Genomic DNA, 25,382 nt, shown 5'->3' with positions numbered 1-25,382 from the left:
CGCTCCGCCGAGGAGGTGCCATGACCACGGTGATCGGCCCACGTCCGCCGTCCGAGCAGGACGGGCCGGCGGAGGAACCGGCGCTGCCGGAGCTGGAGGACCCGCACTGGATGCACCGGGCCACGGAGCTGGCCCACACCAGCTTCTGGTCGGTGGCCCGCCGGCTGCCCGCCCTGGTCCGGGAGGCCGTCGCCCTGGCCTGGGCGACCAGCCGGCGGGACACGCTCGCCTCGATCGGGCTCAACGTCGCCGCCGGCGTGCTCACCACGCTGGGCCTGCTCGCCACGACCGGGGTGCTGCACCAGCTCTTCGCCGCCGGTCCCACGCCCGACCGGATCCGCGCGGCGCTGCCCGCCCTGGCGCTGGCGGGAGCCGCGGTCACCGTCCGGGGCGCCCTGGCCCTCGCGGCGGGCTGGGCGCAGGCGCGGCTCATCCCGCAGATCAACTACGCGGTGGAGCTGCGGCTGTTCGAGACGACCTCGGCGGTCGAGCTGGCCGCCTTCGACGACGCCGGGTTCGCCGAGGAGATGGTGCGGGCCCGCGACCGGGGCCTGGCCGAGGCCGGGTCCATCGTGAACGACACCGTCAACCTGGTCACCGGCGTGGTCGGCGTGGCGGCCACCGCCGCGGCCGTGACGGTGATCCATCCGCTGCTGCTGCCCTGCCTGCTGGTCGCCGCCGCGCCGGAGGCCGTGACCGCCGTGCGGATGGCCCGTCGCCAGCACTCCGACTGGCTGGCCCGGATCACCCGCCGGCGACGCAAGTTCATGCTCGGCGACCTGATGGCCGACCGGCACACCGCCGGCGAGATCCGCGCCTACCAGATGCGGGAGTTCCTGCTGGCGGAGTACCACCGGGTGGTCAGCCTGGAGACCCGCGCCGAACTGCGCCTGGCCCGGTCGCAGACGGCGACCCGCGCGGTCGGCCTGTCGGCCACCGGGATCGCCGCTTTCGGGCTCTACGCGGTCCTCGGCGGTCTCCTGCTGAACGGCGTGGTCGCCCTCGCCGCGGCGGCCACCGCCCTGCTCGCGCTCCAGTCGGCCCGGGCCGGCCTGCGGACCGCCGTCTTCGCCACCAACTCGCTCTACGAGGACGCCCTCTACTACCAGGACTACCGGAACTTCCTCGACCGGGCCCGGCAGCGGGTCCCCGCCGGTGGCACGCGGCCCGTCGACGGCTTCGACCGGATCGAGCTCGACCGGGTCAGCCTGCGCTACCCCGACACCGGGACGCCGGCCGTGGACGAGGTCAGCCTCACCGTCCGCCGCGGTGAGGTGATCGCGCTGGTGGGGGAGAACGGCTCCGGCAAGACCACCCTGGCCAAGCTCGTGGCGGGCCTCTACCGGCCGAGCGCCGGGGTGATCCGGTGGGACGGCGTCGACAGCGCCGAGCTGGACCCGCGCCAGACCGCCGCCCAGGTGGCGGTGATGAGTCAGGACTGGTGGCGGTTCCCGTTCACCGCACGGCAGAACATCCGGGTCGGCCGGCACGACCGGCCCGCCGACGGGCCCGGACCGGGTGTCGAGGACGCCGCGCGGGACGCCGCCGCGCACGACATGATCACCGAGCTGCCGTTCGGGTACGACACGCTGCTGGACCGGCAGTTCAAGGACGGCCAGGACCTCTCCGGCGGGCAGTGGCAGCGGCTCGTGGCGGCCCGCGGTCTCTACCGGGACGCCCGCCTGCTGATCTGCGACGAGCCGTCGGCGGCCCTCGACGCGCGGGCCGAGCACGCCCTGTTCCAGCACCTGCGGCGGCACCCCGACCGGGCCGTGGTGCTCATCACGCACCGGCTGGCCAACGTCCGGCACGCCGACCGGATCTTCGTGCTGGACCACGGCCGGATCGTCCAGCAGGGCGACCACGACGAGCTGATGGCCCAGGAGGGCCTCTACCGGGAGCTGTTCGAGTTGCAGGCGGCCGGCTACCTGGCGCAGGCCGGGGAGGCCGCGGCGGAGAGTTGACCTCGAGCGCGCTCGAACTCCTACGGTGACCGCACCGGCCGCCGCCCGGTCAGCGCGGCGTCATCCCAGGGAGCCCTCACATGCGTTACCGCGTCCTCGGCGGCACCGGCATCCAGGTCAGCGTCCACTGTCTCGGCACCATGATGTTCGGGTCGGTCGGCAACCCCGACCACGACGACTGCGCCCGGATCGTCCACACCGCCCTCGACCGGGGCGTCAACTTCGTGGACACCGCCGACATGTACTCGGCGGGCGAGTCGGAGGTGATCGTCGGCAAGGCGCTGCGGGGCCGGCGGGACGACGTGGTCCTGGCCACCAAGGTGCACTTCCCGATGGGGGAGGGGCCCAACCGGGGCGGCAACTCGCGGCGCTGGATCGTCCGCGCCGTCGAGGACAGCCTGCGCCGCCTCGGCACCGACTGGATCGACCTCTACCAGGTGCACCGGCCCGACCACACCACCGACGTCGAGGAGACCCTCGGGGCGCTCACCGACCTGGTCCGGGCCGGCAAGATCCGGGCGTTCGGCTGCTCGACCTTCCCGGCCGAGGAGATCGTCGAGGCGCAGCACGTCGCGGAACGGCGGGCGCTCGGCCGGTTCCGCACCGAGCAGCCGCCGTACTCGATCCTGGCCCGTGGCATCGAGCGCGCGGTCCTGCCGGTCTGCCAGCGGTACGGCATGGGCGTCCTGGTGTGGAGCCCGCTGGCCTCCGGCTTCCTCTCCGGGAAGTACCGGCGGGGTTCGGCCGTGGACCTCACCGCCGGCCGGCCGGCGCGCAACCCCGACCGGTTCGACCCGGCGCTGCCCGACAACGCCGCCAAGTACGCCGCCGTCGAGGAACTGGTGGCCCTCGCCGAGGAGGTCGGCTGCTCGCTGCCGGAGCTGGCCGTCGCGTTCACCGTGGCGCACCCGGCGGTCACCTCGGCGATCCTCGGGCCGCGCACCATGACGCAGCTGGAGGGGCTGCTCAAGGGCGCGGCGCTGACGCTCGACGACGCGGTGCTCGACCGGATCGACGAGATCGTCCCGCCCGGCACGAACCTCTACCAGCCGGACGGCGTCTGGTCCCCGCGGGTGCTCACCGACCCGGCCCTGCGCCGCCGCCCGCCGGCCGACCGCGCCGCCGCCTGACCGTCGTCCCCGGCCGCCGCGCCGCCGCGTGGCCCGGGATGCGCTGGCGGGTCGCCGGTGGGCCGGAGACGACGTTGCCGCGGGTGCCGTCCTCGGGCAGGATGCGCGGAATGGCCCGCCCGTCAGTCCGCCGCGCCACCGTCGTCGCGGCCGTGCTCGCCCTGCTCGCTGCCGGCTGCTCCGACCACGCGAACCCGCCGGCCGCCGCGCCGGCGCCCACCGGCGGGGGCACCGTGACGCCGGCCCCGCCGGCGCCTCCGTCGCCCGTCCCGGCGGCCCGGGCCGGGCTCGGCGGCCGGCCGAGTCCGAGCGCCCGGCCGTGCGGGGTGTTCCCGGCGGACAACGTGTGGCACGCCGACGTCTCCCGGCTGCCCGTGCACCCGCGCTCCGCGGCGATGATCGGCGCGATCGGCGGCGGCGCGACGGTGCACGCCGACTTCGGTTCCGGCCGGTGGGAGGGCGCGCCGATCGGCATTCCGGTCACCGTCGTCCCCGCCGGGCAGCGGCGGGTCCCGGTCATTTTCGGGTACGCCGGCGAGAGCGACCCGGGGCCCTACCCGGTCCCGCCGGACGCGGCGGTCGAGGGCGGGCCGGACGGCACCGGCGACCGGCACGTGATCGTCTGGGACCGCGCGGCCTGCCGGGCGTACGAGCTGTTCGACGCGCACCGGTCCGGCACCGGCTGGCGGGCCGGCTCGGGGGCCGTCTTCGACCTGCGGTCCAACCGGTTGCGCCGGGCGGGCTGGACCTCCGCGGACGCGGCCGGACTGTCCATCCTGGCCGGCCTGGTCCGCTACGACGAGGTGGCCGCCGGCCGCATCGACCACGCGCTGCGGGTGACCGTGCCACGCACCCGCACGGGCTGGACCTGGCCGGCCACCCACTCCGCCTCGTCGGCCACCGACCCGGCGCTGCCGCAGCTCGGCCAGCGGCTGCGGCTCAAGCGCTCGGTGGACGTGTCCCGGCTGCCCCGGCAGGCCCGGATCGTCGCCGAGGCCATGCAGCGTCACGGGCTGATCGTGGCCGACCACGGCTCGGCCTGGTTCGTCTCCGGCGCGCCCGACCCGCGCTGGGACAACGACGCCCTGCACGCCCTCGGCGGACTGCGCGGCAGCGACTTCGAGGTGGTGGACGCCGCGGGGCTCATGGTGAGCGGCGGCTCGGGCGCCACCCGCTGATATCCCTCGCCGCCACCCGTCCGGTGGGTCAGACTGTCGAGGTGGATCATCGCGACCTGGTCCGGGTGAGCAAACGGATGTCGCTGGCGCTGCGCCACCGCCCCGACCGGTTCCACCTGACGCTCGACCGGGCCGGCTGGGTGCCGGTCGCCGATCTGCTCGCCGCGCTTCGGATCACCCGCGCCGACCTGGAGGCCGTGGTGGCCGGCAACGACAAGCAGCGCTTCGCCGTCGAACGCGGGCCCGACGGGGTCGACCGGATCCGGGCCAGCCAGGGCCACTCCGTCCCGGTCGACCTCGGCCTCGCCCCGGCGGCCCCGCCGGACCGGCTCTTCCACGGCACCAGCGAGAACGCCCTGCCCGCGATCCGGGCCGAGGGCCTGCACCGGGGCCGCCGGCACCACGTGCACCTCTCCCCGGATGTGGAGACCGCCCACCGGGTCGGCACCCGGCGCGGCGGCGCGGTCGTCATCCTGACGATCGACGCCGGCGCCATGTCCGCCGACGGCTACGCCTTCTACCGCAGCGCCAACGGCGTCTGGCTGACCGACACCGTCCCACCCACCTACCTCACGGTCCCGACCGGTTGATCATGGTGGTCGTCACTTCGTGAGCAACCCGCCGGCGGGTGTCAGAGGGCCGTGACCGGGTGGTGGACCACGCCGTCGAAGAGGTAGGCGAGGGTGTTGGGGGCGGCGCGGTCCGGCTGGGTCGCGCCCGTCGTGTCGGTGGCGCGGGCGCGGAGTGTGAACCGGCCGGGGGCCGGAGGCTGCCAGCGCGCCGTCCAGCGCTGCCAGGCGCCGCCCCGGTCGGCCGCCACCAGGTCGGCCGGCCGCCAGCCGTCGCCGGTGTCCACCTCGACCCGATCGATCGGGCCGTTGCCGGACCAGGACCGGCCGTGCAGCAGCACCTCGGCGCCGGCCGGCACGCGGGCGTCCCACGCCAGCTCGAACGCGCTCTTCACCGGCTGCGCCTCCAGCACCGTGCCCTCGCCCGGGTGCCCGGGGCCGAACATGCGGTAGAACCGGGTGTTCCACGGGGAGAACAGGGGAGTGGTGGAGACCTCGACCGGGCCCACCCACTTGATCGAGGAGATGCCGATCCAGCCGGGCACCACGACGCGGACCGGGAAGCCGTGGTCGGCGGGGAGCGGCTCGCCGTTCATCTCGTACGCCAGCAGCACGTCGTCGAGGGCCTTGGCGATCGGCAGCGGGCGACGTACCCGGCCCAGGTTGATCCCGCCGGTCACGTAGTCCGGGTCCAGCCCCTCGGGCATCACGTCGACCGCGTCGTCCCGCAGCCCGGCGAGGCGCAGCACGGTGCCGAGCCGGACGCCCCGCCAGCGGGCCACGCCGACCCCGCCCAGCCCCCAGGCCACTCCCGGCGCCGGCTCGCCCTGCTGCTCGGCGAAGAAGCGTCGCCCGTTGCCGGCGCATTCGAGCAGCGCGTCGCTCTCCTCGGCGGGCAGCCCGCGCAGCTCGTCGAGACTGAACTCGACCGGCGCGTCCCGGGTCGGTGCGTCCCGCAGTCCCGTGCCGAACAGGCGCAGCCGCCAGGTGCCGGCGTCCAGCCGGGGCGTCACGGTGTGGTTGCGGACGAAGAACCGATCGTTGGGCACCACGTACCCCTGCCCGGCCAGCGCCGCCCACCGCATCTCGGCGTTGGTGTCGAGCGGCCGCAGCAGCTCCGGCGGCAGCGGCTTGGCGATCGGCGTACCCGGGTCGACGCCGACCGGCGCCGACGCCATGGCGACCGGCTCGCGCTCGGCCGCCGCGGCGGTCAGGGCGGCCATGGCCGCCCCCAGCTCCAGGAGCTGGTCGCGGTCGACGCCCGTGCCGCGGGCCTCCCCGGCGAGCCACTGCCGGCTCCGGCGGATGTCGTGGTCGGCTTCGGCGTGGGACACGGGGTGACCTCCGGAGGCTCGGCGACGCTGCCATTCCTATTCAATCAGTGGGACTTTTTGTCGATCCCTCGCAGGTCGGGGTCAGCCCGTGGGCACCCCGAGGCGGTCGAGGAGCCGCCGCCGCAGCGCGCCGAGGGCCGGGTCGTCGGGCCGGGGCGCGGGGCCGAGGCCGACGGGCACCTCCTCGGCGATGACGCCCCCGTCGAGGAGCAGGACGCGGTCGGCGAGCAGCAGCGCCTCCTCCACGTCGTGGGTGACCAGCAGCGCGGCGAAGCCGTGCTCGGCGCGCAGCCGGCGCAGCAGGCCCTGCATGCGCAGCCGGGTCAGCGCGTCCAACGCGCCGAACGGCTCGTCGAGCAGGAGCAGGTCGGGTTCGCGGACCAGGGCCCGGGCCACGGCGACCCGCTGGGCCTGCCCGCCGGAGAGCTCGGCCGGCCAGGCCCGGCCCCGGTCAGCCAGGCCGACCTCGGCCAGCGCGCGGTCGACCCGGGCGGGGACGCCGGTGCCGGTGAGCCCGAGGGCGACGTTGCCGGCCACCCGCTTCCAGGGCAGCAGCCGGTGTTCCTGGAACACCACGGCCGCGGTGCCGTGCAGGACGTGCTCGCCGGTCGCCTCGTCGTCCAGACCGGCGAGGATGCGCAGCAGCGTGCTCTTGCCGGAGCCGCTGCCGCCGAGCAGCGCCACCGTCTCGCCGGCCGCGATGACGAGGTCGACGCCGGCCAGCACCACCGTGGAGCCGAACGCCCGGGCCACCGCGCGGGCGGTGAGCACCGGCCGGGTCAGGTCGCCCGCAGCCCGCGCCGCCATGTCAGCGTCCTCCTCTCCGCGTACCGGAGGGCGAGGTCGGAGAGGAGGCCCAGCAGGGCGTAGATGAGCAGGCCGAGCACCACCACGTCGGTCTGGCTGAACTCGCGGGCCTCCATCATGAGGAAGCCGACGCCGGTCTGGGCGTTCACCTGCTCGCCGACGACCAGGCTGAGCCAGGCCGCGCCGATGGCCAGCCGCAGCCCGAGGAAGAGGGCGGGCAGCGCGCCGGGGAGCACCACGTGCCGCAGCCGGGCCGCCGGGCCAAGGCCGCAGGTGCGCGCCGCCTCCACCAGGCGCTCGTCGATGTCCCGGATGCCGGCGTACGTGTTGAAGTAGATCGGGAAGAAGGCGCCGAGCGCGACCAGGGTGACCTTCAGCGACTCGCCGATCCCCACCCAGATGATGAGCAGCGGCACGAGGCCCAGGTGGGGCAGCATGCGCGCCATCTGCACCGGCGGGTCGACCAGGTCGTCGCCGAGGCGCAGCAGCCCGGCGGCGGCCCCGAGCACGAGGGCCAGGCCACCGCCGATGAGCAGGCCGAGCGCGGCGCGGGTGAGCGAGTCGACCAAGTGGACGGCGAGGGTGCCGTCCCGGGCCAGCCGCCAGCCGGTGGCGAGGACCGCGCTGGGGGCGGGCAGCTTCTCCGGGGAGAGCAGCCCGGCCCGGGCGGCGGCCTCCCAGCCGAGCACCAGCACGACCGGGCTGACCACCCGCCGCCAGCGCCGGGCCGCGCCGGCCCGGGGACGGGTGGGCGCCGGCCCGGCCGGTACGACGGCGGCCGGCGCCTCGACGACAGTGCTCACCGGAACACCTCGTTGAACCGCCCGTCGACCCGGCCGGCGATGTCCACGGGGCCGGGCACCAGCTCCAGTTGGACGAAACTGTCCGCGATGGCCTGGAGTTCGGCGCCGATCTCGGGCGTGACCGGGGCGAGCGGCCGGGCGCTGCGGGCCAGCGCCCGGGTGGTCACGTCGAGGGGGATCTTGAGCTCGGGCGCGAGGGTGGCGGCGCGCTCCTGCGGGTGGTCGATGCCCCAGTCGGTCACCTGGCGGTAGGTGGTCAGGAAGGCCCGGACGTCGTCCGTCCGGTCCTTCACCGCCTGCGGCGCGGCCAGCAGGTACTCCCGGTTGCCGGCCAGGCCGGTGGCGTCGGCGAGCACCCGTACGCCGGGCTGCTCGGCCAGGGCGAAGTACGGGTCCCAGATGATCCAGGCGTCGACCTGTCCGTTGTCGAACGCGGGCCGCCCCTCGGCGGGCTTCAGGTACTTGACGTTGACGTCCTTCAGCGTCATCTTGTTCGCCTCCAGCAGCTTCACCAGCAGCCAGTGCACGTTGGAGCCCTTGTTCAGCGCGACGGTCTTCCCCCGCAGGTCGGCGAAGGTGCGGTAGGGGCTGTCCGCCTTGACCAGCACCGCCTCGCCCTGCGGGATCGGGGTCGAGGTGCCGATGACGGCGAACGGGATCTTGCCGGCGGCGGCGAAGACCGGCGGGGCCTCGCCGACCTGACCGATGTCGATCGAGCCGGCCTTGAGCGCCTCGGTCAGCGCCGGGCCGCTCTCGAACAGCGACCAGGTCACGTTCGGCGCCGCGGCGCGGGCCTTCACCAGGCTGAGGCCGCCGAAGCGCTGGTAGCCGATCCGCAGCGGGCCGCTGCCGCCACCACGGGCGTCGGCCGCCTCGCCGCCGCAGGCCGCCAGGGCCGTGACGGCCAGCAGCGCCAGGGTCGTGAGCAGCGCGGGCAGCGCGCGGCGCCGCCGGGGGCGGGCGGTTCTCGACGGGGTACGCATGGCAGCTCCTCGGGAAACGGGGGATGCGCCGGCCATCGGCGGACGCGAGCAACCTACCAACCCGATAGGATTTGTGGGTAGGGTGTGGACCCGGTCGTCCCACCCCTCAGGAGGTCTCCCATGCCGCTCACCTTCCACTGGTTCCTGCCGACCTACGGCGACAGCCGGGACATCGTGGGCGGCGGGCACGGCGTGCCGGTCGGCACCGCCGGCGGCGCGCGGCCGGCCAGCATCGCCTACCTCGGCCAGATCGCCCGCAGCGCCGAGCAGCTCGGCTTCGCCGGCGCGCTCACCCCGACCGGCGCCTGGTGCGAGGACGCCTGGCTGAGCACCGCCATGCTGACCGAGGTGACCGAGCGGCTGAAGTTCCTCGTCGCGTTCCGCCCCGGGCTGCTCTCACCGACCCTCGCCGCCCAGATGGCCTCGACGTTCCAGCGGCTCTCCGGCGGCCGGCTGCTGCTCAACGTCGTCACCGGCGGCGAGTCCACGGAGCAGCGGGCGTACGGCGACTTCCTCGACAAGGACGCCCGCTACGCGCGCACCGACGAGTTCCTGCACGTGGTCCGCGCGCTGTGGCGCGGCGAGACGGTGGACCACGCGGGCGAGCACCTGCGGGTCGAGGGCGCCCGGCTGAGCCGGCTGCCCGACCCGGTGCCGCCGGTCTACTTCGGCGGGTCGTCCGCCGCGGCCGGCCCGGTGGCCGTCCGGCACAGCGACGTCTACCTGACCTGGGGGGAGCCGCCGGCGCAGGTGGCCGGCAAACTCGACTGGATCCGGGGGCTGGCCGCCGAGGCCGGCCGCGAGCTGCGGTTCGGCATCCGGCTGCACGTCATCACCCGGGACACCGCCGATGAGGCGTGGGCGCAGGCGCGCCGGCTGCTCGACGGCATCGCCGAGGCCGACATCCGGGCCGTCCAGGAGGGGCTGCGGCGCAGCGAGTCCGAGGGGCAGCGGCGGATGCTGGACCTGCACGGCGGCTCCCGCGACGGCCTGGAGGTGGCGCCGAACCTGTGGGCCGGGGTCGGGTTGGTCCGGGGCGGGGCGGGCACCGCGCTGGTCGGCAGCCACACCGAGGTCGCCGACCGGATCGCCGAGTACCACGCGCTGGGCATCGACGAGTTCATCCTCTCCGGCCACCCGCACCTGGAGGAGGCGTACTGGTTCGGCGAGGGGGTGCTGCCGATCCTGCGCGGGCGCGGGCTGTGGCGGCACCCGGCCGGCGAGCCGGCCGCCGACGTGCCGGCGAGCGTGCCGTTCACGCCGCAACCGGTCCCGGCCGCGGCCCGCGGCTGAGCGGCGTCGCCGGGTCAGCCCGCGTGCTGGCCGGGGTCAGCTTGCGTGCGGGCCTCGGTCAGCCGGCGTGCTGACGGCCGAGGAAGTCGGCCAGCACCCGGGTGTGCGTGGAGAACGCCAGCTCGACCGGCTCGGTGAGGACCAGCCACTCGGTGGCCTCCTCGGTCGGCGCCGACGGGGGCAGGTCACCGACCGGCCGCTCGGGCAGCACGCCGAAGACCATCATGGTGCCGCCGGCCGGCGCCCCGTGCACCGCGAACAGCCGCGCCTCGTCGGCCTCGGCCAGCAGGCCGGTCTCCTCCCGCAGCTCGCGCACGAGCGCCTCGGACCACTCCTCGCCGTACTCGATGAAGCCGCCCGGGAGGGCGAGCTGGCCGCGGGCCGGCTCGATGTCCCGGCGGACCACCACCACGCCGAGGCCGTCCGGGGTGCGGACCGGCAGCACCGCCACCGCGACGGGCAGCGGGTTGCGCCACACCGTCTCCCCACAGGCCAGGCAGACGCGCGGCCACCCGGCCTCCGCCGGGTAGGCCGTGCCGCAGAACGAGCAGTGCGTGTACGGTGCGGCGGTCACGCCGCTGCACGTTACCCGCCCGGGCGCCGCGGCGCCCCTTCACCCGCCCGTGCGGGGTGTCTCCGGGTGCCGTAGCCGGTCCGCGATGCGGCGGACGTCCGGCAGGGTCATCCCGCTGCGCCGCGGAGGGCGGCGCGGGCCTCCATGAGGGCGAAGCCGAGCAGGTTCGCGCCCCGCCACCGTGCCGGGTCCGCGGCGCGCGGGTCGTCGGCGGCCAGCCCGATGCCCCAGACCCGGTCCACCGGGCTCGCCTCGACCAGCACGCGCTCGCCGGTGCCGAGCAGGAACCGGCCCAGCTCCTCGTGCTGGCGGAACTTGGCCAGGCTGCCGGCCACCACGATGGCCTAGCGGCGGGCCGCCCAGATCGCCTCATCGAAGCCGTCCCTCGCGCTTGTGCCCGTGCCGGGTCGTCGGCACGGGCACGGGTGCGCGATCAGGCGGCCGGGGTGCCCGTGTAGAAGGCGGTCGTCCGGTCCCCGGCGGCGCGGGCCTCGTCGGCCGGGGTGCCGGCGGCGATGCTCGCCTCGGTCCAGCGGGCGCTGGCCTCGGTCATGAAGCGGCGGCCCTCGTCCGACCCCATCCAGGCGACGGCCTCGTCCGGGGTGATCCCGGAGCCGTCGGCGGCGAGGTGGGAGGCCAGCCCGAGCAGCGCCCCGTCCCAGCCGACGCCGACCGCGCCAGGCCCGTACTCGGCCCACCGCGCGTCGTCGACGTGCGCGACGTGCTCCAGCTCGAACCGGGTACGCCCGGCGCCGGCCTCGGTGAGCCGCACCTCGATCCAGCTCACCTCCCCGCCGAACTCCCAGGTCGCGGCGAAGCTGTGCGGCGGGTCGCAGCGCTCGACGGTGCCCCCGGCGTTGCCCTCCAGCTGGTACCGCCCGCCGAGCTTCAGCTCGCCGGAGATCGGCAGGAACCAGCGGGGGATCCGCTCGGGGCTGGTACAGGCGTCCCAGACGTCCTCCACCGGCGCGTCGTACGTCTGGCTGATGGTCATGACCCGCGCCTCGCCGGCGGGGAGCGTACGGGTGCCCAGCCGGCGCTCGACGGCGCTGATCTGCCCGGTCACGTCGATCATGGTGTTTTCCTCTCCTCGGAGTTGCCCTCGCGCAGCCGTCGCTCGCGCCGGCCCCGGGCCAGTTCGGTGGCGAGCGCCGCCAGCGGCGGCGTCCAGAACCGGCGGAAGCCGGCGAGCCACTCGTCCAGCTCGCGCAGCGGGCCCGGGTCCACCGCGTAGAGGCGGCGGGTGCCCTGGGCGCGCACGGTCGCGAAGCCGTGTTCCCGCAGCACCTTGAGGTGCTGCGACACGGCGGGCTGGCTGATGCCGAACTCCCGCTGGACGGTCGCCCCGACCGTGCCGGCGGGCTGCTCACCCTCGGCGAGCAGCTCCAGGATCCGGCGACGGACCGGGTCCCCGAGGACGTCGAAGGCGTGCACGCCCTCTTTCTATCAGATACGGCTTATATAAGCGAGTGCTGAAACGCCGGACACCTTCCGTCCGAGGCGAACGGAAGGTGTCCAGGATCCGGTCAGGCGCCGAGGCGGGCGGCCACGGTGCTGCGCAGCTCCGGGAGCCGGTCGTGGAGCAGGCCGGGGCACTGGGTGGAGTTGAAGTCCTTGTGCCCATAGATCTCGGTCGGCGGGATGCCGTACTGCTGGCAGGTGAAGGCGCAGAACCACACCAGGCTGTTCCAGAGCGCCTGCGGGGGCTGCACGTCGAGATAGATGCCGTCGTTCTCGATGCCGATGGCCTGGCTGTTCTGTCCGACGCAGTGCGCGCCCTGCACCATGGTCTGCCCGTGCAGCAGCCCGTACAGGCTGCCGTGCCGGCCCTCGGTGAGGAAGCCGCCCCGGCTGTTGGTGAAGTGCTGCCCGGAGTCGAGCCAGCCGTTGGTGTCCATGTGCAGGTTCTGGATGTCACGCGAGTTGCGGTAGGCCTGCGCGAGGCTGTAGTCGGTGGTGTTCGGGAACGCCGTGTGATGGATGATGATCTTGTTGGGCCGGCTCTGCACCACGCTGACCGGCGACGAGGGCGGGCGGGCGCCCCAGGTCGCGCAGTTGGCGATGGTCGGCTGGTCGACCCGGGTGGCGACGGCCCGGGCGTCGCGGCCGGCGCCGAACTGGGTCAGTGCGGTGGCGCCGGCGGCGGCGCCGAGCAGGACCGCGCCGCGCAGCACGGCCCGGCGGGGAACGGGTACGGACATCGGGGCCTCCTCGTCAGGGACGGACGCGGCCGGTGGTGGGCGGCGGCCCGGTCACGGCGTCAGGGACGCCGGCCGAACCGGACCGCCCGCCACCGGAGCGGATCAGCAGGGTCCGTTGCAGGCCAGCACCTTGAGCCGGTCCAGGGTGCCGTTCCAGACGTTCTGGTCACCCGGGAAGACGCCCGAGGACGACCACTGCCAGAAGGAGTACGTCCCCCAGCCGGCCGGCAGGGTGCCGACGCTGCTGGAGTAGCGCGCGATCCACAGCGGGTTGTTCGCGGCGAACTGCGAGGTGTTGCCGGTGCAGGTGCTCCACCAGTCGGTGGTCGTGTAGATGGTGGCCCACCGGCCGGTCCGGGCGTAGTACTGGTTGACGAACGACGCGATCCAGCTGCGCATCGACGCCTGGCTCAGGCCGTAGCAGGTGGCGCCGTACGGGTTGTACTCGATGTCGAGCGCCCCGGGCAGCGTCTTGCCGTCCTTGGACCAGCCGCCGCCGTGGTCGACGAAGTAGTTGGCCTGGGTGGCGCCGCTGGAGTTGCCGGGCAGGGCGAAGTGGTACGACCCGCGGATCATCCCGACGTTGTAGGAGCCGTTGTACTGCTGGGCGAAGTACGGGTTGGTGTAGGACGTGCCCTCGGTCGCCTTCACGTACGCGAACCGGGCGCCGTTGTTCCAGGCGGCGGACCAGTTCACGTTGCCCTGGTGACTGGAGACGTCCATGCCGGGCAGGCCGGCCGGCGCGGCGCTGGCGGGTGTCGCGCCGACGACGGCCGAGGCGGCCAGGGTGACGGTGGCGAGCAGGGCCGTGGCGGCCGTACGCAGCGCCGATCGAACAGGACGGTTCATGCTTCCTCCCTGGGGGTTACCGCTTGTGGCGGCGGGACGAAAGGAACTGTCAGTATTAGGTCATACGGCGAAGAATTCTTGCAATAGATACATGGAAGATTTTCTCTGCCTGAGGCAGGGTGGTGGGTATGGGCCGGTGGCGGGGCGTCGGGTCAGCCCAGGCGGCGGAGGAAGGCCCGGACCTGCTCACGGGCCCGGTCGGTGAGCTCGGGGCCGTGGGTGAAGGCGGCCACGTCGTAGTCCAGCTCGCCGAGCACGTGCGCGGTGCGCTGGGTCATCCGGAAGTCGGTGCAGAACGACCGCACCGGCCAGCGGACGCCGGCCACGTTGAACAGCGCGTCCCCGGTGACCAGCACCCGCGTCGGCTCGTGCAGCAGCGACACGTGGCCCGGGGAATGGCCCGGGGTGTGCACGACCCGCAGCCCGCCGCCGACGGGCAGCAGGTCGCCGTCGGCCAGCGGCCGGGCCACCGCGACCGCCGGGAACCGGCCGCCCACCAGGCGGGTGAGGAGACGCCCGACGGTGTTCCCCCCGCCCTGCGGCGGCACCCGGCCGGACTCGGCGTACGGCAGGTCGGCCCCATGCGCGGCGACCGGTGCGCCGGTGCGCCGGGCGAGCTCCGCGGCCCCGCCGGCATGGTCCGCGTGCGCATGGGTCAGCACGATCCGGGTCACGTCGGCGGGGGTCTTGCCGATGGCCGCCAGCCCGCGCACGATGCGGGCCGGGGCCCGTCGCATCCCGCAGTCGACAAGGGTGACCGAGCCGTCGTCGTCGAGGAAGGCGTAGGAGTTGACCGCGGCGCGACCGACGGTGGGGATGCGCCAGACGCCGGGGGCGAGCGGCACCGCCGCGGTTCGTGCCATGCCCCGAGTGTCGGGTGCCGGCGACGGCCGATCAACACCCGGCCCGGGAAATCCGTCGGGGCGGCGTGTCGATCCGCGGGGTGCCGGTTCGTGTGGAGGGTGGAGGGGCCGGGAGGGACCGGCCGCCGGACGAGGAGGCAGCCCGTGAAGCAGTACCTGATCAGCATGTACCAGCCGGCCGGCGCCGAGCCGCCGGACCCGGAGTTCCTGGCCGGGGTGATGCGCGAGGTCGACGCCATCGGCCGGGAGCTCAGGGAGGCCGGCTGCTGGGTGTTCGGCAACGGCCTGCACGCGCCGGAGACCGCCACCGTGCTCCGCCCGAGGGGCGACGAGGTGCTCGTCACCGACGGCCCGTTCGCCGAGGGCAAGGAGTACCTGGGCGGCTTCACGATCATCACGGCGCCCGACCTCGACGCCGCGCTCGACTGGGGCCGCCGGTACGCCCTGGCCACCACCCTGCCGATCGAGGTGCGCCCGTTCCAGGGCGAGGGATGACCGGTCCCGCCGACGTCGAGCGCGCCTTCCGCGCGGAGTACGGCCGGGCGGTCGCCGTCCTGGTGCGTCTCCTCGGCGACATCGACCTCGCCGAGGAGGCGGTCCAGGAGGCGTTCGCCACCGCGGTCGACCGGTGGGCCGTGGACGGCCCGCCGCCCAGCCCGGCCGGCTGGATCATCACCACCGCCCGGAACCGGGCGATCGACCGGCGGCGGCGCGAGGCGTCCCGCGCCGACCGGCACGCCCAGGCCGCCCTGCTGTACGCCCCCGAGCCGCCCGCCGAGGAGGGTCCCGTGCGCGACGACCACCTCCGCCTGATCTTCACCTGCTGCCATCCGGCGCTCGGCCCGGCGGCCCGGGTCGCGCTGACCCTGCGCCTGCTCGGTGGGTTGAGCACCGCCGAGATCGCCCGCGCCTTCCTGGTGCCGGAGCCGACCATGGCGCAGCGCCTCGTCCGCGCCAAGGCGAAGATCCGCGACGCCGGCATCCCGTACCGGGTGCCTCGGGACGCCGACCTGCCGGACCGGCTGAGCGGCGTGCTGGCCGTGGTCTACCTGATCTTCACCGAGGGGCACACCGCCAGCGCGGGGGAGCGGTTGGTCCGGGACGAGCTGTGCACCGAGGCGATCCGGCTGGGGCGGCTGCTGGGCGAGCTCATGCCGGACGAGCCGGAGGTGCTCGGGCTGCTCGCGCTCATGCTGCTCACCGACGCGCGGCGGGGCGCCCGGACCGGGCCGGACGGCACGCTGGTGCCGCTCGGCGCGCAGGACCGCGGGCGGTGGGACCGGGCGCTGATCGCCGAGGGGCAGGCCCTCGTCCGGCGCTGCCTGCGGCGCAACCGGCCCGGCCCGTACCAGATCCAGGCCGCGATCAACGCGGTGCACAGCGACGCGGCCACCGCCGCCGACACCGATTGGCGGCAGATCCTCGCCCTCTACGACCAGCTCCTGGCGCACGCGCCCGGGCCGGTGGTGGCGCTGCACCGGGCCGTCGCGCTGGCCGAGGTGGCCGGCCCGGCCGCGGCGCTCGCCGAGGTCGACCGGCTCGACCTGGCCGGCTACCACGTCCTGCACGCGGTCCGCGCCGACCTGCTGCGCCGCCTCGACCGGCCCGCCGAGGCGGCGGTCGCGTACGACGCGGCGATCGCGCGCACCGGCAACGCCGCCGAACGGGAGTTCCTCCGGCACTCCCGCGACCTGCTGAGGAGCCACCCGTGACCGCACCGCAGATCCTCGTCGACGGGCTCGCCTTCGGCGAGTCGCCCCGCTGGCACGAGGGGCGGCTCTGGCTCGCCGACTGGGGCGCCGGCGAGGTGCTCACCGTCGACGCGGCGGGCCGCACCGAGGTGGTCGCCCGGGTCGACGGGCTGCCGATCTGCTTCGACTGGCTGCCGGACGGGCGCCTGCTGGTGGTGGCCGGCGGCGCCGGGCGGCTGCTGCGCCGGGAACCCGACGGGTCGCTGCGCGCCCACGCCGACCTGGCCGCCCTCGTCCCGCACCCGTGGAACGAGGTGGTCACCGACGCCCGGGGCAACGCGTACGTCAACACCATCGGCTTCGACTTCCCTGCCGGGGACTTCCGGCCGGGCGCGGTGGCCCTGGTCGCCCCGGACGGCACCGCCCGGCTGGTGGCCGGCGACCTCGCCTTCCCCAACGGCATGGTGCTCACCCCGGACGGGCGCACCCTCATCGTGGCCGAGTCGTACGCCGGCCGGCTCACCGCGTACGACGTGGCCGCCGACGGGACGCTGTTCGGCCGGCGGGTCTGGGCGGCGGTGCCGGACTCCGCGCCGGACGGCATCTGCCTCGACGCCGCGGGTGCCGTCTGGTACGGCGACGTGCCGAACCGGTGCGCCGTGCGGGTCGCCGAGGGTGGCCGGGTGCTCGACCGGATCGACCTGGACCGGGGCTGCTTCGCCTGCGCGCTCGGCGGCCCGGACGGCCGCACCCTCCACCTCGTCACCACACAGTGGAGCCCGGCGGCGCTGTCCGGCGGCCCGCGCACCGGCCAGGTCCGGACCCTGCGGGCGCCGGAGCCGGCTGCGGGCTGAGCACCGCGGAACCCCGCACGGTGGGTGCGTTCCGGCGCCCGCCGGAATCGTGATCGCGTCGATATCCCCGCCGCCGCCGGGAGGCATTGACGAACCTCCGCCGAAAAGTACACTCCCGGTGTAATAAGTTTCCCGCTTCGCCCGAGCCGCACCGCGCACCCCCGACGCCGCGTTCTCTCCCGAGGTGAAGATGAGCCCACCCCCCACCCCCGCGGACGGCATCGACCTGGCGCTGCACGGTGTCGGCGTCCGGTTCGGCGGGCTCGTCGCCCTCGACGACGTCTCGCTGCGGGTCCCGCCCGGCCGGATCGTCGGCGTGATCGGCCCCAACGGCGCCGGCAAGACGACCCTGTTCAACGTGGTCTGCGGGTTCGTCCCGCCGACCAGCGGCTCGCTCACCCTGGACGGCCGGCCGTTCCGACCCCGCCCGCACCGCCTCACCCGGCTCGGCATCGCCCGCACGCTCCAGGGCGTCGGCCTCTTTCCCGGGCTCACCGTGCTGGAGAACGTGGTGGCCGGCGCCAGCCACGCCGCCCGGGCCGGCTTCGCCACCGCCCTGTTCGGCCTGCCGCGCAGCGACCGGGACGAGCGGCGGCTGCGCGGGGAGGCCCGCGACCTGCTCGCCGAACTGGGCGTCGCGGCGCACGCCGACGCCGCCCCGGCCACCCTGCCGTACGCGGTGCGCAAGCGGGTCGCCCTGGCCCGCGCCCTGATCGCCCGGCCCCGGCTGCTGCTGCTCGACGAGCCGGCCGGCGGGCTGGGCGCCGACGACGTGGCCGAGCTGGCCGAGCTGGTCCGCACGCTGCCCGAGCGGGCCGGCGGCGCCTGCTCGGTGATGCTCGTCGAGCACCACATGGACCTGGTCATGGCCGTCTGCCAGGAGCTGGTGGTGCTCGACTTCGGCCGGGTCATCGCCGCCGGCACCCCGGACGAGGTCCGCGACGACCCCCTGGTCACCGAGGCCTACCTCGGCGCGGACGTGCCGGCCGAGGCGGCGGGGGCGGGCTCGTGACCGGGGTGCTGGAGGTCGAGGCGGTCAGCGCCGGCTACGGGCCGGTGCCGGTGCTGCGGGACGTGACGTTCGCGGTGCCCGCCGGGACCATCGCGGCCGTGCTCGGCGCCAACGGGGCCGGTAAGACCACGTTGCTGCGTACCCTGTCGGGTCTGCTGCGGCCCACCGGCGGCCGGGTCCGCTTCGACGGCGCCGACCTGCGCGGAGTCCGCGTCGAACGGCTGGTGCGGCGCGGCCTGGCGCACGTCCCCGAGGGCCGGGGCGTCGTCGCCGAGCTGACCGTGGAGGAGAACCTGCGCCTCGGCGGGCTCTGGCGCGGCGACCGGGCCGACGCCCGCCGGGCGCAGGACGAGGTGTACGAGCTGTTCCCGGCCCTGGCCCGCCGGCGGCGGCACGCCGGGCACCAACTCTCCGGCGGCGAACGGCAGATGCTCGCACTCGGCCGGGCGCTGATCGCCCGGCCCCGGCTGCTGCTGCTCGACGAGCCGTCGCTCGGCCTGGCACCCAAGGTGACCGCCCAGATCATGGCGCTGCTGCGCCGGCTCTGCGACGAGCGGGGGCTGACCGTCCTGCTGGTCGAGCAGAACGTGCGCAGCGCCCTCTCCGTCGCCGACCAGGGCGTGGTGATGTCGCTCGGCCGGGTCGTGACGGCCGCGCCGGCCGCCCGGCTGCGCGACGACGACCAGCTCCGGCACGCGTACCTCGGGTTCTGACGGCCCGGCGAGCAGGAAGGATCCGCGATTGGACCGGTTCTTGTTCCTCACCTTCGGCGGGCTCTCCACCGGCGCGGTCTACGCTGCGTTCGCCCTGGCCCTGGTGCTCATCTGGCGGGCCGCCCGGGTGGTCAACTTCGCCCAGGGCGCGATGGCCGTGGCCACGGCGTACGTCGGCTACGCGGTCGCCTCGGCGACCGGCTCCTACTGGGTGGGCTTGGGCGCCGCCGTGCTGGCCGGCCTGCTGCTGGGCGCACTCGTCGAACGGGTGCTCATGCGCTTCGTCGGGCACGCCAACCCGCTCAACGAGGTGATCGTCGCGCTCGGCCTCGTGCTGCTCATCCAGGCGGTGCTCGGCATGGTCTTCGGCAACGGCTACCGGCCGGCGCCCGCGCCGTTCGACACCGACGCGCTCACCCTCGGCGGGATCGCCGCACTGTCCCCGTACGACCTGTGGGTGCTCGGCGCGGTGCTCGTGGTCGTGGTGCTGCTGGCGCTGCTGTTCACCCGTACGCCGATCGGCCTGCGGATGCGGGCCGCCGCGTTCGCCCCCGAGGTGTCCCGGCTGCTCGGCGTCGACGTGGGCCGCATGCTCACCCTCGGCTGGGCCCTCGCCGCGGCGGTCGGCGCGCTCGCCGGGATGCTCGTCGTGCCCACCGGGCTGGGCCTGCACCCGCACGCCATGGACCTGGTGTTCGTCGTCGCGTTCACCGCCGCCGTGGTCGGCGGCCTGGACAGCCCGGCCGGTGCGGTCGTCGGCGGCCTGCTGGTCGGCCTCATCCTCTCGTACGTCACCGGCTACCTGGGCCCGGACACCACCCCGCTGGCCGTCCTGGTGCTGCTGCTGGCCGTCCTCCTGGTCCGCCCCGGCGGGCTCTTCTCCAGCGCGAGAGCGAGGCACGTGTGACCGCCACCCGCCCCTCCGCCCGGTCCGGGGTGGACCGGCCCGCCGGGCCGTCCCCGCTGCGCCGGCTGCTGCCCGGCGCGCCCGCCGCCGCCGGCCCGCGCGGGTCGACCCTGCTGCGCCACCTGGCCGGGGCGGTGCTCGCGGGCACGCTGGTCGTGCTGCTCACCAACCAGCTCGCGCCCTACCAGAACCTGCAGGTGGCCCGGGTCTGCGCGTTCCTCTGCGTCACCGCCGGCTACACCGTGCTGGTCGGGCTCAACGGCCAGCTCTCCCTGGGGCACGGGGCGCTCATGGCCACCGGCGCCTACACCGTGGCGCTGGTGCAGCGGGCGTTCGACGAGCGGGGCGTGCAGGGGCGGTGGATCCTGCCGCTGTCGCTGCTGGCCGCCGTGGCGGCGACCGCGCTGGCCGGGCTGGTCATCGGGCTGGCGGCGGCCCGGCTGCGCGGCCCGTACCTGGCCGGCGTGACCCTCGCCGTGGCAACGCTGGTGCCGGCAATCAGCACCATCTTCACCGGGGTGTTCAACGGCGAGCAGGGGCTGCGCTTCCCCGCCGAGACCCCGCCGGCGTTCCTCGGCGCCTACTTCCAGCCGGAACGGTGGCTGGCCTGGATCGCGCTGCTCGCCGCGCTGCTGACCGTGCTGCTCCTGGCCAACCTGGTGCGCAGCCGGTTCGGCCGGTCGCTGCGCGCCGTACGGGACGACGAGGTGGCCGCCCGGCTCGCCGGCATCCACGTCGCCCGCACCCAGGTGCTCGCCTTCGTGGTCAGCGCCGGCTGCGCCGGCCTCGGCGGCGGCGTGTACGCGGTGCTCACCGCCACGGTGGCGCCCGGCAAGTTCCCCCTGGAGCTGTCCCTGTTCCTGCTCATGGCCATCGTCATCGGGGGGCTCGGCAGCCTCGCCGGCGCCGTCTGGGGCGCGGTGCTGCTCGTCGCGCTGCAGGACCTGCCGAGCCTGCTCACCGAGACGTTCAGCCTGCCGTCCGGCCTGGCCCAGCGACTGGAGGGCAACCTCGCGCTGGCCGTGTTCGGCCTCATCCTCATCGTCGTCATGCTCGCCGCACCGGGCGGGCTGCACGGCGCCGTCCGTACCCTCGCCGCCCGGCTGCGGGCCCGCCGCCGCGCGCACTGACCACCCCGGTTCCACCCACCCGTTCGCACCGCCGCACCGGAATGGAGAACCATGCGTCCCACCACCCGCCGCATACTCGCGGCCGCCACCGGCCTCGCCCTGCTGGCCGCCGTGCCGGCCTGCGCCGACGACGCGAAGCAGGCCGCCGAGAACGTCCCCGGCGTCACCGACACCGAGATCGTCATCGGCACCCACCAGCCGCTCACCGGCCCCGCCGCGCCCGGTTACTCGAAGATCTCCGCCGCCACGAAGGCGTACTTCGAGCACGTCAACAGCAAGGGCGGGGTGAACGGCCGGAAGATCGTCTACAAGGTCATGGACGACGGCTACAACCCGGCCAACACCGAGAACGTGGTCCGCAAGCTGGTGCTCGACGACAAGGTCTTCGCGCTCCTCGGCGGGCTGGGCACCCCCACCCACACCAACGTGCTGGAGTTCGTGAAGACCCAGAAGGTGCCGGACCTGTTCGTCTCCTCCGGCAGCCGCAACTGGAACCAGCCGGACAAGTACCCGACGACCTTCGGCTGGCAGCCCGACTACACGGTCGAGGGCAAGATCCTCGCCACCTGGGTGAAGCAGCAGTTCCCCGGCGCCAAGGTCTGCCACTTCGGGCAGAACGACGACTTCGGGCGCGACTCCCTGGCCGGGGTGGAGAAGGTTCTCGGGCCGGTGGCGGCGAAGCAGACCTACACCACCACCAACCAGCAGGTCGGCCCGGCCATCGGGGCGCTCAAGGCGGCCGGCTGCCAGGTGGTGATCTCGGCGAGCATCCCGGGCTTCACGGCGCTGGCCATGGGCCAGGCCGCCGGGCAGGGGTTCCGGGCGCAGTGGGTGGTGTCCAACGTGGGCGCCGACTACACGACGCTGTCCAACCAGCTCGGCGACAAGAAGGTGATCCTCGAGGGCATGGTGGCCGACAACTACCTGCCCATGGTCGGTGACACGGCCAACCCGTGGATCCAGGAGTTCACCAAGATCCACCAGAAGTACAACTCGGCCAACCCCATCGACGGCAACGCGATCTACGGCTACTCGATGGCGTACACGTTCGTGCAGGCGCTGCTCGCCGCCGGCAAGGACCCGACCCGGGAGAAGCTGGTCGAGGCCGTGCAGAAGGGCGGCTTCCGCGGGCCGGGCCTCACCCCGTTCCGGTACAGCGACGACGTGCACGCCGGCTACAGCGGGGTGCGCCTGAACAAGGTCCAGAACGGCGCGCAGGCGTACTTCGGCCCCACGTACACCACCGACGACGGCGACGCCGCCGTCACCGAGTTCACCGAGGCGCCCGCCACCCCGCCGGCCGACGCCATTCCGACGACCTGACCCGCGTGCCGGGTGGCCGTCACCGCGGTGACGGCCGCCCGGCGCCGCGCACGTAGAGTTCAGCATTCCGGCGTGACGCCACCGGGGCGGGCGGGCCGCGCCGGCCAGCAGCTACGCACAGGGGGCGGTCGCATGATCGAGGTGGACGCCGACGTGCCGGCGCGGGTGGACGGCCGGTCGGCGCGGGCCGAGCGGACCCGGGCCGCCATCGTCGAGGCGCACCTGGCGCTCATCGACGAGGGCGACCTGCGGCCCACCGGGGAGCGGATCGCCGAGCGGGCCGGGGTGTCCCTGCGCACCCTCTGGACCAACTTCAAGGACATGGAGACCCTGTTCGCCGCGACCGGGCTGCGGGTCGGCGAGCGGCTGGACGCACACTGGCAGCCGATCCCGCCCGAGCTGCCGCTCACCCGCCGGATCGCGGAGTTCTGCGACCAGCGGGCCGAGATGCTGGAGGTGCTGGCGCCCTCGGCGCGCGCCTCGGCGCTGCGGGAGCCGTTCTCGCCGCAGTTGCGGCGCAACCGCGAGGCGGCCATCGCGCGGGTGCGCCACGAGATCGAGCAGGTCTTCGAACCCGAGTTGGCGCACGCGGGGGAGGGGCGCGAGCAGTTGCTGGACGCGCTGACCGTGGCCTGCACCTGGGCGGCCTGGGCCATGATGCGCGACGCCATGGGCCTCGATGTGGCGGCGGCCCGGGCCACCCTGGCCCGCACCATCGGGGCGCTGCTGGTCGACGCCATCGCCGCCGGCCTGCGCTGAGCGCTGCCGGCCTGCGCTGATCCCGGCGTGCGGCGCACCCGTCGGCGCTGACCCGTCCGTGCCGGCGTAGCCCCTGGCGCTCCCCGGCGGCAGCCTGTGACCCCGGCGGCAGCCTGTGAGCCCGGCCGCCGGCGTTGCCGGTCAGTCGTCGCGCAACCGGCGCAGGATCCGGGTCAGCTCGTCCCGGTCGGCCGGGTCGAGGGCGCCGAAGAACCGTTCCGCCTCGGCGGCCCGGGCCACCCGGATGGCCTCGCCGACCCGTTCGCCCTCCCCGGTGAGCGCGACCAGGGTGGCCCGTCGGTCCACCGGGTCGGGCCGCCGCTCGACCAGCCCGCGTTCCGCCAGGCCGTCGACGACCTCGGTGGCGGAGCGGGGCGCGATGTGCAGGTGCTCGGCGAGCGTGCTGAGCCGTACCGCTCCGTGCCGCGTGAGCACGGCGAGCGCCCGGGCGTGCCCCGGGTTGATCTCCCAGGGTTCGAGGGTGCGCTTGGACTGGTGGCGCAGCCGCCGGGCCACCGCCCAGAACGTCTCGGCCAGGCTCTCCTCGTCGTCGCTGCCGGTCACCGGAATACGGTAGCAGCACATACTGTTGCTACCTCATGATGAGGTAACCTCAGCAATGTCCCCGACGGAAGAGAGCACCCCCTTGGACGGATTCCGTGACGGCCGCGGTGGTGGCCGAACCTCCGTGACCCCCGCCGAGAAGACGCAGGCCCGCCAGGTGTCGCTGCGCCGGATCGGCGGCCTCTTCACCGCCCACCGCGGCCCCCTCGCCGCCGTGGTGGCGATCATCGTGGCGTCGTCCGTGATCGCGATGGCGTCGCCGTTCCTCCTGCGTACCGTCATCGACCGGGCCCTGCCGGAGCGCGACCTGACCCTGCTGGCCTGGCTGGTCGCGGGCATGGTCGGGGTGGCCGCGGTCACCGCCGTGCTCGGCGTGGCGCAGACCTGGATCTCCACCCGGGTGGGCCAGGAGGTCATGCACCGGCTGCGCACCGACGTGTTCACCCACCTCCAACGCCAGTCGATCGGCTTCTTCGTCCGCACCCGCACCGGCGAGGTGCAGTCGCGGATCACCAACGACATCGGCGGCATGCAGGCCGTGGTCACCTCCACGGCCACGTCGATCGCCGCCAACCTCACCACCGTGGTCGCCACCGTGATCGCCATGGTCGCGCTGAGCTGGCGGCTCACCCTCGTCTCGGTGGTCGTGCTGCCGCCCGCCATCTGGCTGACCCGGCGCGTGGCGCGGCTGCGCCGCGAGATCACCGCCCGCCGTCAGCGCGAACTGGCCGACCTCAACGTCACCATCGAGGAGGGGCTGTCGATCAGCGGCGTGCAGCTGGCCAAGACCCTCGGCGCCGCCGCGACCCTGGTCGACCGGTTCACCGCCTCCTCGGCCCGCCTCGTCGACCTGGAACTCCGCTCGGAGCTGGCCGGCCGCTGGCGGATGGCCTCCATGACGGTGATCTTCGCGGCCATCCCGGCCGTCATCTATTTGAGCGCCGGCCTGCCCGGCACCGCCGGCACGCTCACCATCGGCACCCTGGTCGCCTTCACGGCGCTGCAGGGAAACCTGTTCCGGCCGCTCATGGGCCTGCTCAACGTCGGCGTCTCGCTGACCGCCTCGATGGCGCTGTTCGCCCGGATCTTCGAATACCTGGACCTGCCCGTCGAGGTGGCCGACCCGGCGCGGCCGGTGGCCCTCGACCCGGCCCGGGTACGCGGCCACCTGCGCTTCTCCGACGTCACCTTCAGCTACCCGGGCAGCGACACCGCCGCCGTGGCCGGCGTGAGCCTGGACGTCCCGGCCGGCACCAGCCTGGCCCTCGTGGGCGAGACCGGCTCCGGCAAGAGCACCCTCGCCGCGCTGATCAGCCGGCTGCACGACCCCGACGCCGGCCGGATCACCATCGACGGCGTCGACCTGCGCGACCTGCGCCTGGCCGACCTGGCCACCGTCGTGGGCGTGGTCAGCCAGGAGACCTACCTGCTGCACGCCACCGTGCGGGAGAACCTCCGGTACGCGAAGCCGGACGCCACCGACGCCGACATCGAGGCCGCCGTCCGCGCCGCGCAGATCCACGACCTGATCGCCGCGCTGCCCGACGGGTACGACACGGTGGTCGGCTCGCGTGGCCACCGGTTCTCCGGCGGTGAGAAGCAGCGCCTCGCCATCGCCCGCACGCTGCTGCGCGACCCGCGGATCCTGGTGCTGGACGAGGCGACCAGCGCGCTGGACACCGAGACCGAGCGCGCCGTGCAGCGCGCCTTCGACGAGCTGGCCCGGGGCCGCACCGTGGTCACCATCGCGCACCGCCTCTCCACCGTCCGCGACGCCGACCAGATCGCCGTGCTCGACCACGGGCGGATCGTCGAGTCCGGCACCCACGAGAGCCTGCTCGACCACGCCGGCCGGTACGCGTCGCTCGCCGCCTGACCCGC

General features: G+C 74.7%; 26 protein-coding genes and 1 pseudogene. 15 read left to right on the top strand and 12 right to left on the bottom strand.

What is annotated here, in order from left to right; all coding sequences use genetic code 11:
* The first annotated feature begins 20 nt into the window (after positions 1 to 20).
* The 4 genes from GCE86_RS13890 to GCE86_RS13875 all read left to right on the top strand — a co-directional run bounded on the left by GCE86_RS13890 (position 21) and on the right by GCE86_RS13875 (position 4,862).
* Positions 21 to 1,964: an ABC transporter ATP-binding protein gene (locus GCE86_RS13890; RefSeq protein WP_154227351.1), complete on the top strand. Its 1,944-nt coding sequence runs from the start codon at positions 21 to 23 to the stop codon at positions 1,962 to 1,964.
* 80 nt (positions 1,965 to 2,044) lie between these two features.
* Positions 2,045 to 3,094 carry an aldo/keto reductase gene (locus GCE86_RS13885; RefSeq protein WP_154227350.1) on the top strand — a complete coding sequence of 350 codons (1,050 nt, stop codon included), beginning with the start codon at positions 2,045 to 2,047 and terminating at the stop codon, positions 3,092 to 3,094.
* Between the two features lie 110 nt (positions 3,095 to 3,204).
* Positions 3,205 to 4,272, top strand: a complete 1,068-nt coding sequence (locus tag GCE86_RS13880; RefSeq protein WP_154227349.1) for a hypothetical protein — start codon at positions 3,205 to 3,207, stop codon at positions 4,270 to 4,272.
* Positions 4,273 to 4,313: 41 nt separating this feature from the next.
* On the top strand, positions 4,314 to 4,862 hold the full coding sequence (locus GCE86_RS13875; protein WP_154227348.1) for an RNA 2'-phosphotransferase: 549 nt from the start codon (positions 4,314 to 4,316) through the stop codon (positions 4,860 to 4,862).
* A 41-nt stretch (positions 4,863 to 4,903) separates the two neighbouring features.
* On the opposite strand, the gene GCE86_RS13870 is transcribed toward GCE86_RS13875, so the two are convergent.
* The 4 genes from GCE86_RS13870 to GCE86_RS13855 all read right to left on the bottom strand — a co-directional run bounded on the left by GCE86_RS13870 (position 4,904) and on the right by GCE86_RS13855 (position 8,768).
* Positions 4,904 to 6,175 (bottom strand): sulfite oxidase, encoded by a 1,272-nt coding sequence (locus GCE86_RS13870; protein WP_154227347.1) that lies wholly within the window; start codon positions 6,173 to 6,175, stop codon positions 4,904 to 4,906.
* Between the two features lie 81 nt (positions 6,176 to 6,256).
* Entirely contained in the window at positions 6,257 to 6,982 is a 726-nt protein-coding gene (locus GCE86_RS13865) for an ABC transporter ATP-binding protein (RefSeq protein ID WP_154227346.1), read from the bottom strand.
* Positions 6,955 to 7,785: an ABC transporter permease gene (locus GCE86_RS13860; RefSeq protein WP_154227345.1), complete on the bottom strand. Its 831-nt coding sequence runs from the start codon at positions 7,783 to 7,785 to the stop codon at positions 6,955 to 6,957. Before GCE86_RS13860 ends, GCE86_RS13865 begins: the two co-directional genes overlap by 28 nt.
* Positions 7,782 to 8,768, bottom strand: a complete 987-nt coding sequence (locus tag GCE86_RS13855) for an aliphatic sulfonate ABC transporter substrate-binding protein (RefSeq protein ID WP_154227344.1) — start codon at positions 8,766 to 8,768, stop codon at positions 7,782 to 7,784. The genes GCE86_RS13860 and GCE86_RS13855 overlap by 4 nt, the downstream gene beginning before the upstream one ends.
* Before the next feature lie 120 nt (positions 8,769 to 8,888).
* On the opposite strand from GCE86_RS13855, the gene GCE86_RS13850 reads away from it, so the two are divergent.
* On the top strand, positions 8,889 to 10,061 hold the full coding sequence (locus tag GCE86_RS13850) for an LLM class flavin-dependent oxidoreductase (protein ID WP_154227343.1): 1,173 nt from the start codon (positions 8,889 to 8,891) through the stop codon (positions 10,059 to 10,061).
* A gap of 58 nt (positions 10,062 to 10,119) precedes the next feature.
* Here GCE86_RS13850 and GCE86_RS13845 read toward each other — a convergent pair whose 3' ends face one another.
* The 7 genes and pseudogenes from GCE86_RS13845 to GCE86_RS13815 all read right to left on the bottom strand — a co-directional run bounded on the left by GCE86_RS13845 (position 10,120) and on the right by GCE86_RS13815 (position 14,548).
* Entirely contained in the window at positions 10,120 to 10,635 is a 516-nt protein-coding gene (locus tag GCE86_RS13845; RefSeq protein ID WP_154227342.1) for an NUDIX domain-containing protein, read from the bottom strand.
* A 107-nt stretch (positions 10,636 to 10,742) separates the two neighbouring features.
* Positions 10,743 to 11,015 (bottom strand): annotated as a pseudogene (locus GCE86_RS13840) (NADAR family protein); the annotation flags it as partial.
* Between the two features lie 53 nt (positions 11,016 to 11,068).
* Positions 11,069 to 11,710 (bottom strand): SRPBCC family protein, encoded by a 642-nt coding sequence (locus GCE86_RS13835; RefSeq protein ID WP_154227341.1) that lies wholly within the window; start codon positions 11,708 to 11,710, stop codon positions 11,069 to 11,071.
* Complete coding sequence (locus GCE86_RS13830) at positions 11,707 to 12,069, bottom strand: ArsR/SmtB family transcription factor (RefSeq protein WP_154227340.1); 363 nt, start codon at positions 12,067 to 12,069, stop codon at positions 11,707 to 11,709. Before GCE86_RS13830 ends, GCE86_RS13835 begins: the two co-directional genes overlap by 4 nt.
* A gap of 92 nt (positions 12,070 to 12,161) precedes the next feature.
* Positions 12,162 to 12,836 (bottom strand): peptidoglycan recognition protein family protein, encoded by a 675-nt coding sequence (locus GCE86_RS13825; protein WP_154227339.1) that lies wholly within the window; start codon positions 12,834 to 12,836, stop codon positions 12,162 to 12,164.
* Positions 12,837 to 12,938: 102 nt separating this feature from the next.
* Positions 12,939 to 13,685, bottom strand: coding sequence for a lysozyme (locus GCE86_RS13820; RefSeq protein ID WP_154227338.1), 747 nt, complete (start codon positions 13,683 to 13,685; stop codon positions 12,939 to 12,941).
* Positions 13,686 to 13,837: 152 nt separating this feature from the next.
* On the bottom strand, positions 13,838 to 14,548 hold the full coding sequence (locus tag GCE86_RS13815) for an MBL fold metallo-hydrolase (protein ID WP_154227337.1): 711 nt from the start codon (positions 14,546 to 14,548) through the stop codon (positions 13,838 to 13,840).
* A 144-nt stretch (positions 14,549 to 14,692) separates the two neighbouring features.
* Between GCE86_RS13815 and GCE86_RS13810 the strand changes: the two genes are divergently transcribed.
* From GCE86_RS13810 to GCE86_RS13770, 9 genes are all read left to right on the top strand, one after another.
* Positions 14,693 to 15,043, top strand: coding sequence for a YciI family protein (locus GCE86_RS13810; RefSeq protein WP_154227336.1), 351 nt, complete (start codon positions 14,693 to 14,695; stop codon positions 15,041 to 15,043).
* A complete protein-coding gene (locus GCE86_RS13805) occupies positions 15,040 to 16,260 on the top strand; it encodes an RNA polymerase sigma factor (protein ID WP_154227335.1) in 1,221 nt (406 codons plus the stop codon). Before GCE86_RS13810 ends, GCE86_RS13805 begins: the two co-directional genes overlap by 4 nt.
* Positions 16,257 to 17,093 (top strand): SMP-30/gluconolactonase/LRE family protein, encoded by an 837-nt coding sequence (locus GCE86_RS13800; RefSeq protein ID WP_154227334.1) that lies wholly within the window; start codon positions 16,257 to 16,259, stop codon positions 17,091 to 17,093. The genes GCE86_RS13805 and GCE86_RS13800 overlap by 4 nt, the downstream gene beginning before the upstream one ends.
* Before the next feature lie 190 nt (positions 17,094 to 17,283).
* Positions 17,284 to 18,105, top strand: coding sequence for an ABC transporter ATP-binding protein (locus GCE86_RS13795; protein WP_154227333.1), 822 nt, complete (start codon positions 17,284 to 17,286; stop codon positions 18,103 to 18,105).
* Positions 18,102 to 18,818 carry an ABC transporter ATP-binding protein gene (locus tag GCE86_RS13790; RefSeq protein ID WP_154227332.1) on the top strand — a complete coding sequence of 239 codons (717 nt, stop codon included), beginning with the start codon at positions 18,102 to 18,104 and terminating at the stop codon, positions 18,816 to 18,818. Before GCE86_RS13795 ends, GCE86_RS13790 begins: the two co-directional genes overlap by 4 nt.
* Positions 18,819 to 18,846: 28 nt before the next feature.
* Positions 18,847 to 19,725, top strand: a complete 879-nt coding sequence (locus GCE86_RS13785) for a branched-chain amino acid ABC transporter permease (protein WP_154227331.1) — start codon at positions 18,847 to 18,849, stop codon at positions 19,723 to 19,725.
* Positions 19,722 to 20,855 carry a branched-chain amino acid ABC transporter permease gene (locus GCE86_RS13780; RefSeq protein ID WP_244317292.1) on the top strand — a complete coding sequence of 378 codons (1,134 nt, stop codon included), beginning with the start codon at positions 19,722 to 19,724 and terminating at the stop codon, positions 20,853 to 20,855. The genes GCE86_RS13785 and GCE86_RS13780 overlap by 4 nt, the downstream gene beginning before the upstream one ends.
* Before the next feature lie 51 nt (positions 20,856 to 20,906).
* Complete coding sequence (locus GCE86_RS13775) at positions 20,907 to 22,178, top strand: ABC transporter substrate-binding protein (protein ID WP_154227330.1); 1,272 nt, start codon at positions 20,907 to 20,909, stop codon at positions 22,176 to 22,178.
* Positions 22,179 to 22,310: 132 nt separating this feature from the next.
* Positions 22,311 to 22,937, top strand: coding sequence for a TetR/AcrR family transcriptional regulator (locus GCE86_RS13770; RefSeq protein WP_154227329.1), 627 nt, complete (start codon positions 22,311 to 22,313; stop codon positions 22,935 to 22,937).
* 141 nt (positions 22,938 to 23,078) lie between these two features.
* On the opposite strand, the gene GCE86_RS13765 is transcribed toward GCE86_RS13770, so the two are convergent.
* Positions 23,079 to 23,501 (bottom strand): MarR family winged helix-turn-helix transcriptional regulator, encoded by a 423-nt coding sequence (locus GCE86_RS13765; RefSeq protein ID WP_154227328.1) that lies wholly within the window; start codon positions 23,499 to 23,501, stop codon positions 23,079 to 23,081.
* 55 nt (positions 23,502 to 23,556) lie between these two features.
* Between GCE86_RS13765 and GCE86_RS13760 the strand changes: the two genes are divergently transcribed.
* Positions 23,557 to 25,377 (top strand): ABC transporter ATP-binding protein, encoded by a 1,821-nt coding sequence (locus tag GCE86_RS13760; protein ID WP_239542431.1) that lies wholly within the window; start codon positions 23,557 to 23,559, stop codon positions 25,375 to 25,377.
* Positions 25,378 to 25,382: the final 5 nt, after the last annotated feature.

Origin of the sequence: Micromonospora terminaliae (assembly GCF_009671205.1) — a bacterium.
Taxonomy (GTDB): Bacteria; Actinomycetota; Actinomycetes; order Mycobacteriales; family Micromonosporaceae; genus Micromonospora; species Micromonospora terminaliae.
Note: the sequence above shows the minus strand (reverse complement) of the source record. Positions and strands in the feature narration are given on the sequence as shown.

What these genes read in the sequence shown, in the direction of transcription:
- GCE86_RS13890 (WP_154227351.1), top strand. Translation starts at nt 21, where the DNA reads ATGACCACGGTGATCGGCCCACGTCCGCCGTCCGAGCAGGACGGGCCG.
- GCE86_RS13885 (WP_154227350.1), top strand. Translation starts at nt 2,045, where the DNA reads ATGCGTTACCGCGTCCTCGGCGGCACCGGCATCCAGGTCAGCGTCCAC.
- GCE86_RS13880 (WP_154227349.1), top strand. Translation starts at nt 3,205, where the DNA reads ATGGCCCGCCCGTCAGTCCGCCGCGCCACCGTCGTCGCGGCCGTGCTC.
- GCE86_RS13865 (WP_154227346.1), bottom strand. Translation starts at nt 6,982, where the DNA reads ATGGCGGCGCGGGCTGCGGGCGACCTGACCCGGCCGGTGCTCACCGCC.
- GCE86_RS13855 (WP_154227344.1), bottom strand. Translation starts at nt 8,768, where the DNA reads ATGCGTACCCCGTCGAGAACCGCCCGCCCCCGGCGGCGCCGCGCGCTG.
- GCE86_RS13850 (WP_154227343.1), top strand. Translation starts at nt 8,889, where the DNA reads ATGCCGCTCACCTTCCACTGGTTCCTGCCGACCTACGGCGACAGCCGG.
- GCE86_RS13835 (WP_154227341.1), bottom strand. Translation starts at nt 11,710, where the DNA reads ATGATCGACGTGACCGGGCAGATCAGCGCCGTCGAGCGCCGGCTGGGC.
- GCE86_RS13825 (WP_154227339.1), bottom strand. Translation starts at nt 12,836, where the DNA reads ATGTCCGTACCCGTTCCCCGCCGGGCCGTGCTGCGCGGCGCGGTCCTG.
- GCE86_RS13820 (WP_154227338.1), bottom strand. Translation starts at nt 13,685, where the DNA reads ATGAACCGTCCTGTTCGATCGGCGCTGCGTACGGCCGCCACGGCCCTG.
- GCE86_RS13815 (WP_154227337.1), bottom strand. Translation starts at nt 14,548, where the DNA reads ATGGCACGAACCGCGGCGGTGCCGCTCGCCCCCGGCGTCTGGCGCATC.
- GCE86_RS13805 (WP_154227335.1), top strand. Translation starts at nt 15,040, where the DNA reads ATGACCGGTCCCGCCGACGTCGAGCGCGCCTTCCGCGCGGAGTACGGC.
- GCE86_RS13795 (WP_154227333.1), top strand. Translation starts at nt 17,284, where the DNA reads ATGAGCCCACCCCCCACCCCCGCGGACGGCATCGACCTGGCGCTGCAC.
- GCE86_RS13775 (WP_154227330.1), top strand. Translation starts at nt 20,907, where the DNA reads ATGCGTCCCACCACCCGCCGCATACTCGCGGCCGCCACCGGCCTCGCC.
- GCE86_RS13770 (WP_154227329.1), top strand. Translation starts at nt 22,311, where the DNA reads ATGATCGAGGTGGACGCCGACGTGCCGGCGCGGGTGGACGGCCGGTCG.
- GCE86_RS13760 (WP_239542431.1), top strand. Translation starts at nt 23,557, where the DNA reads ATGTCCCCGACGGAAGAGAGCACCCCCTTGGACGGATTCCGTGACGGC.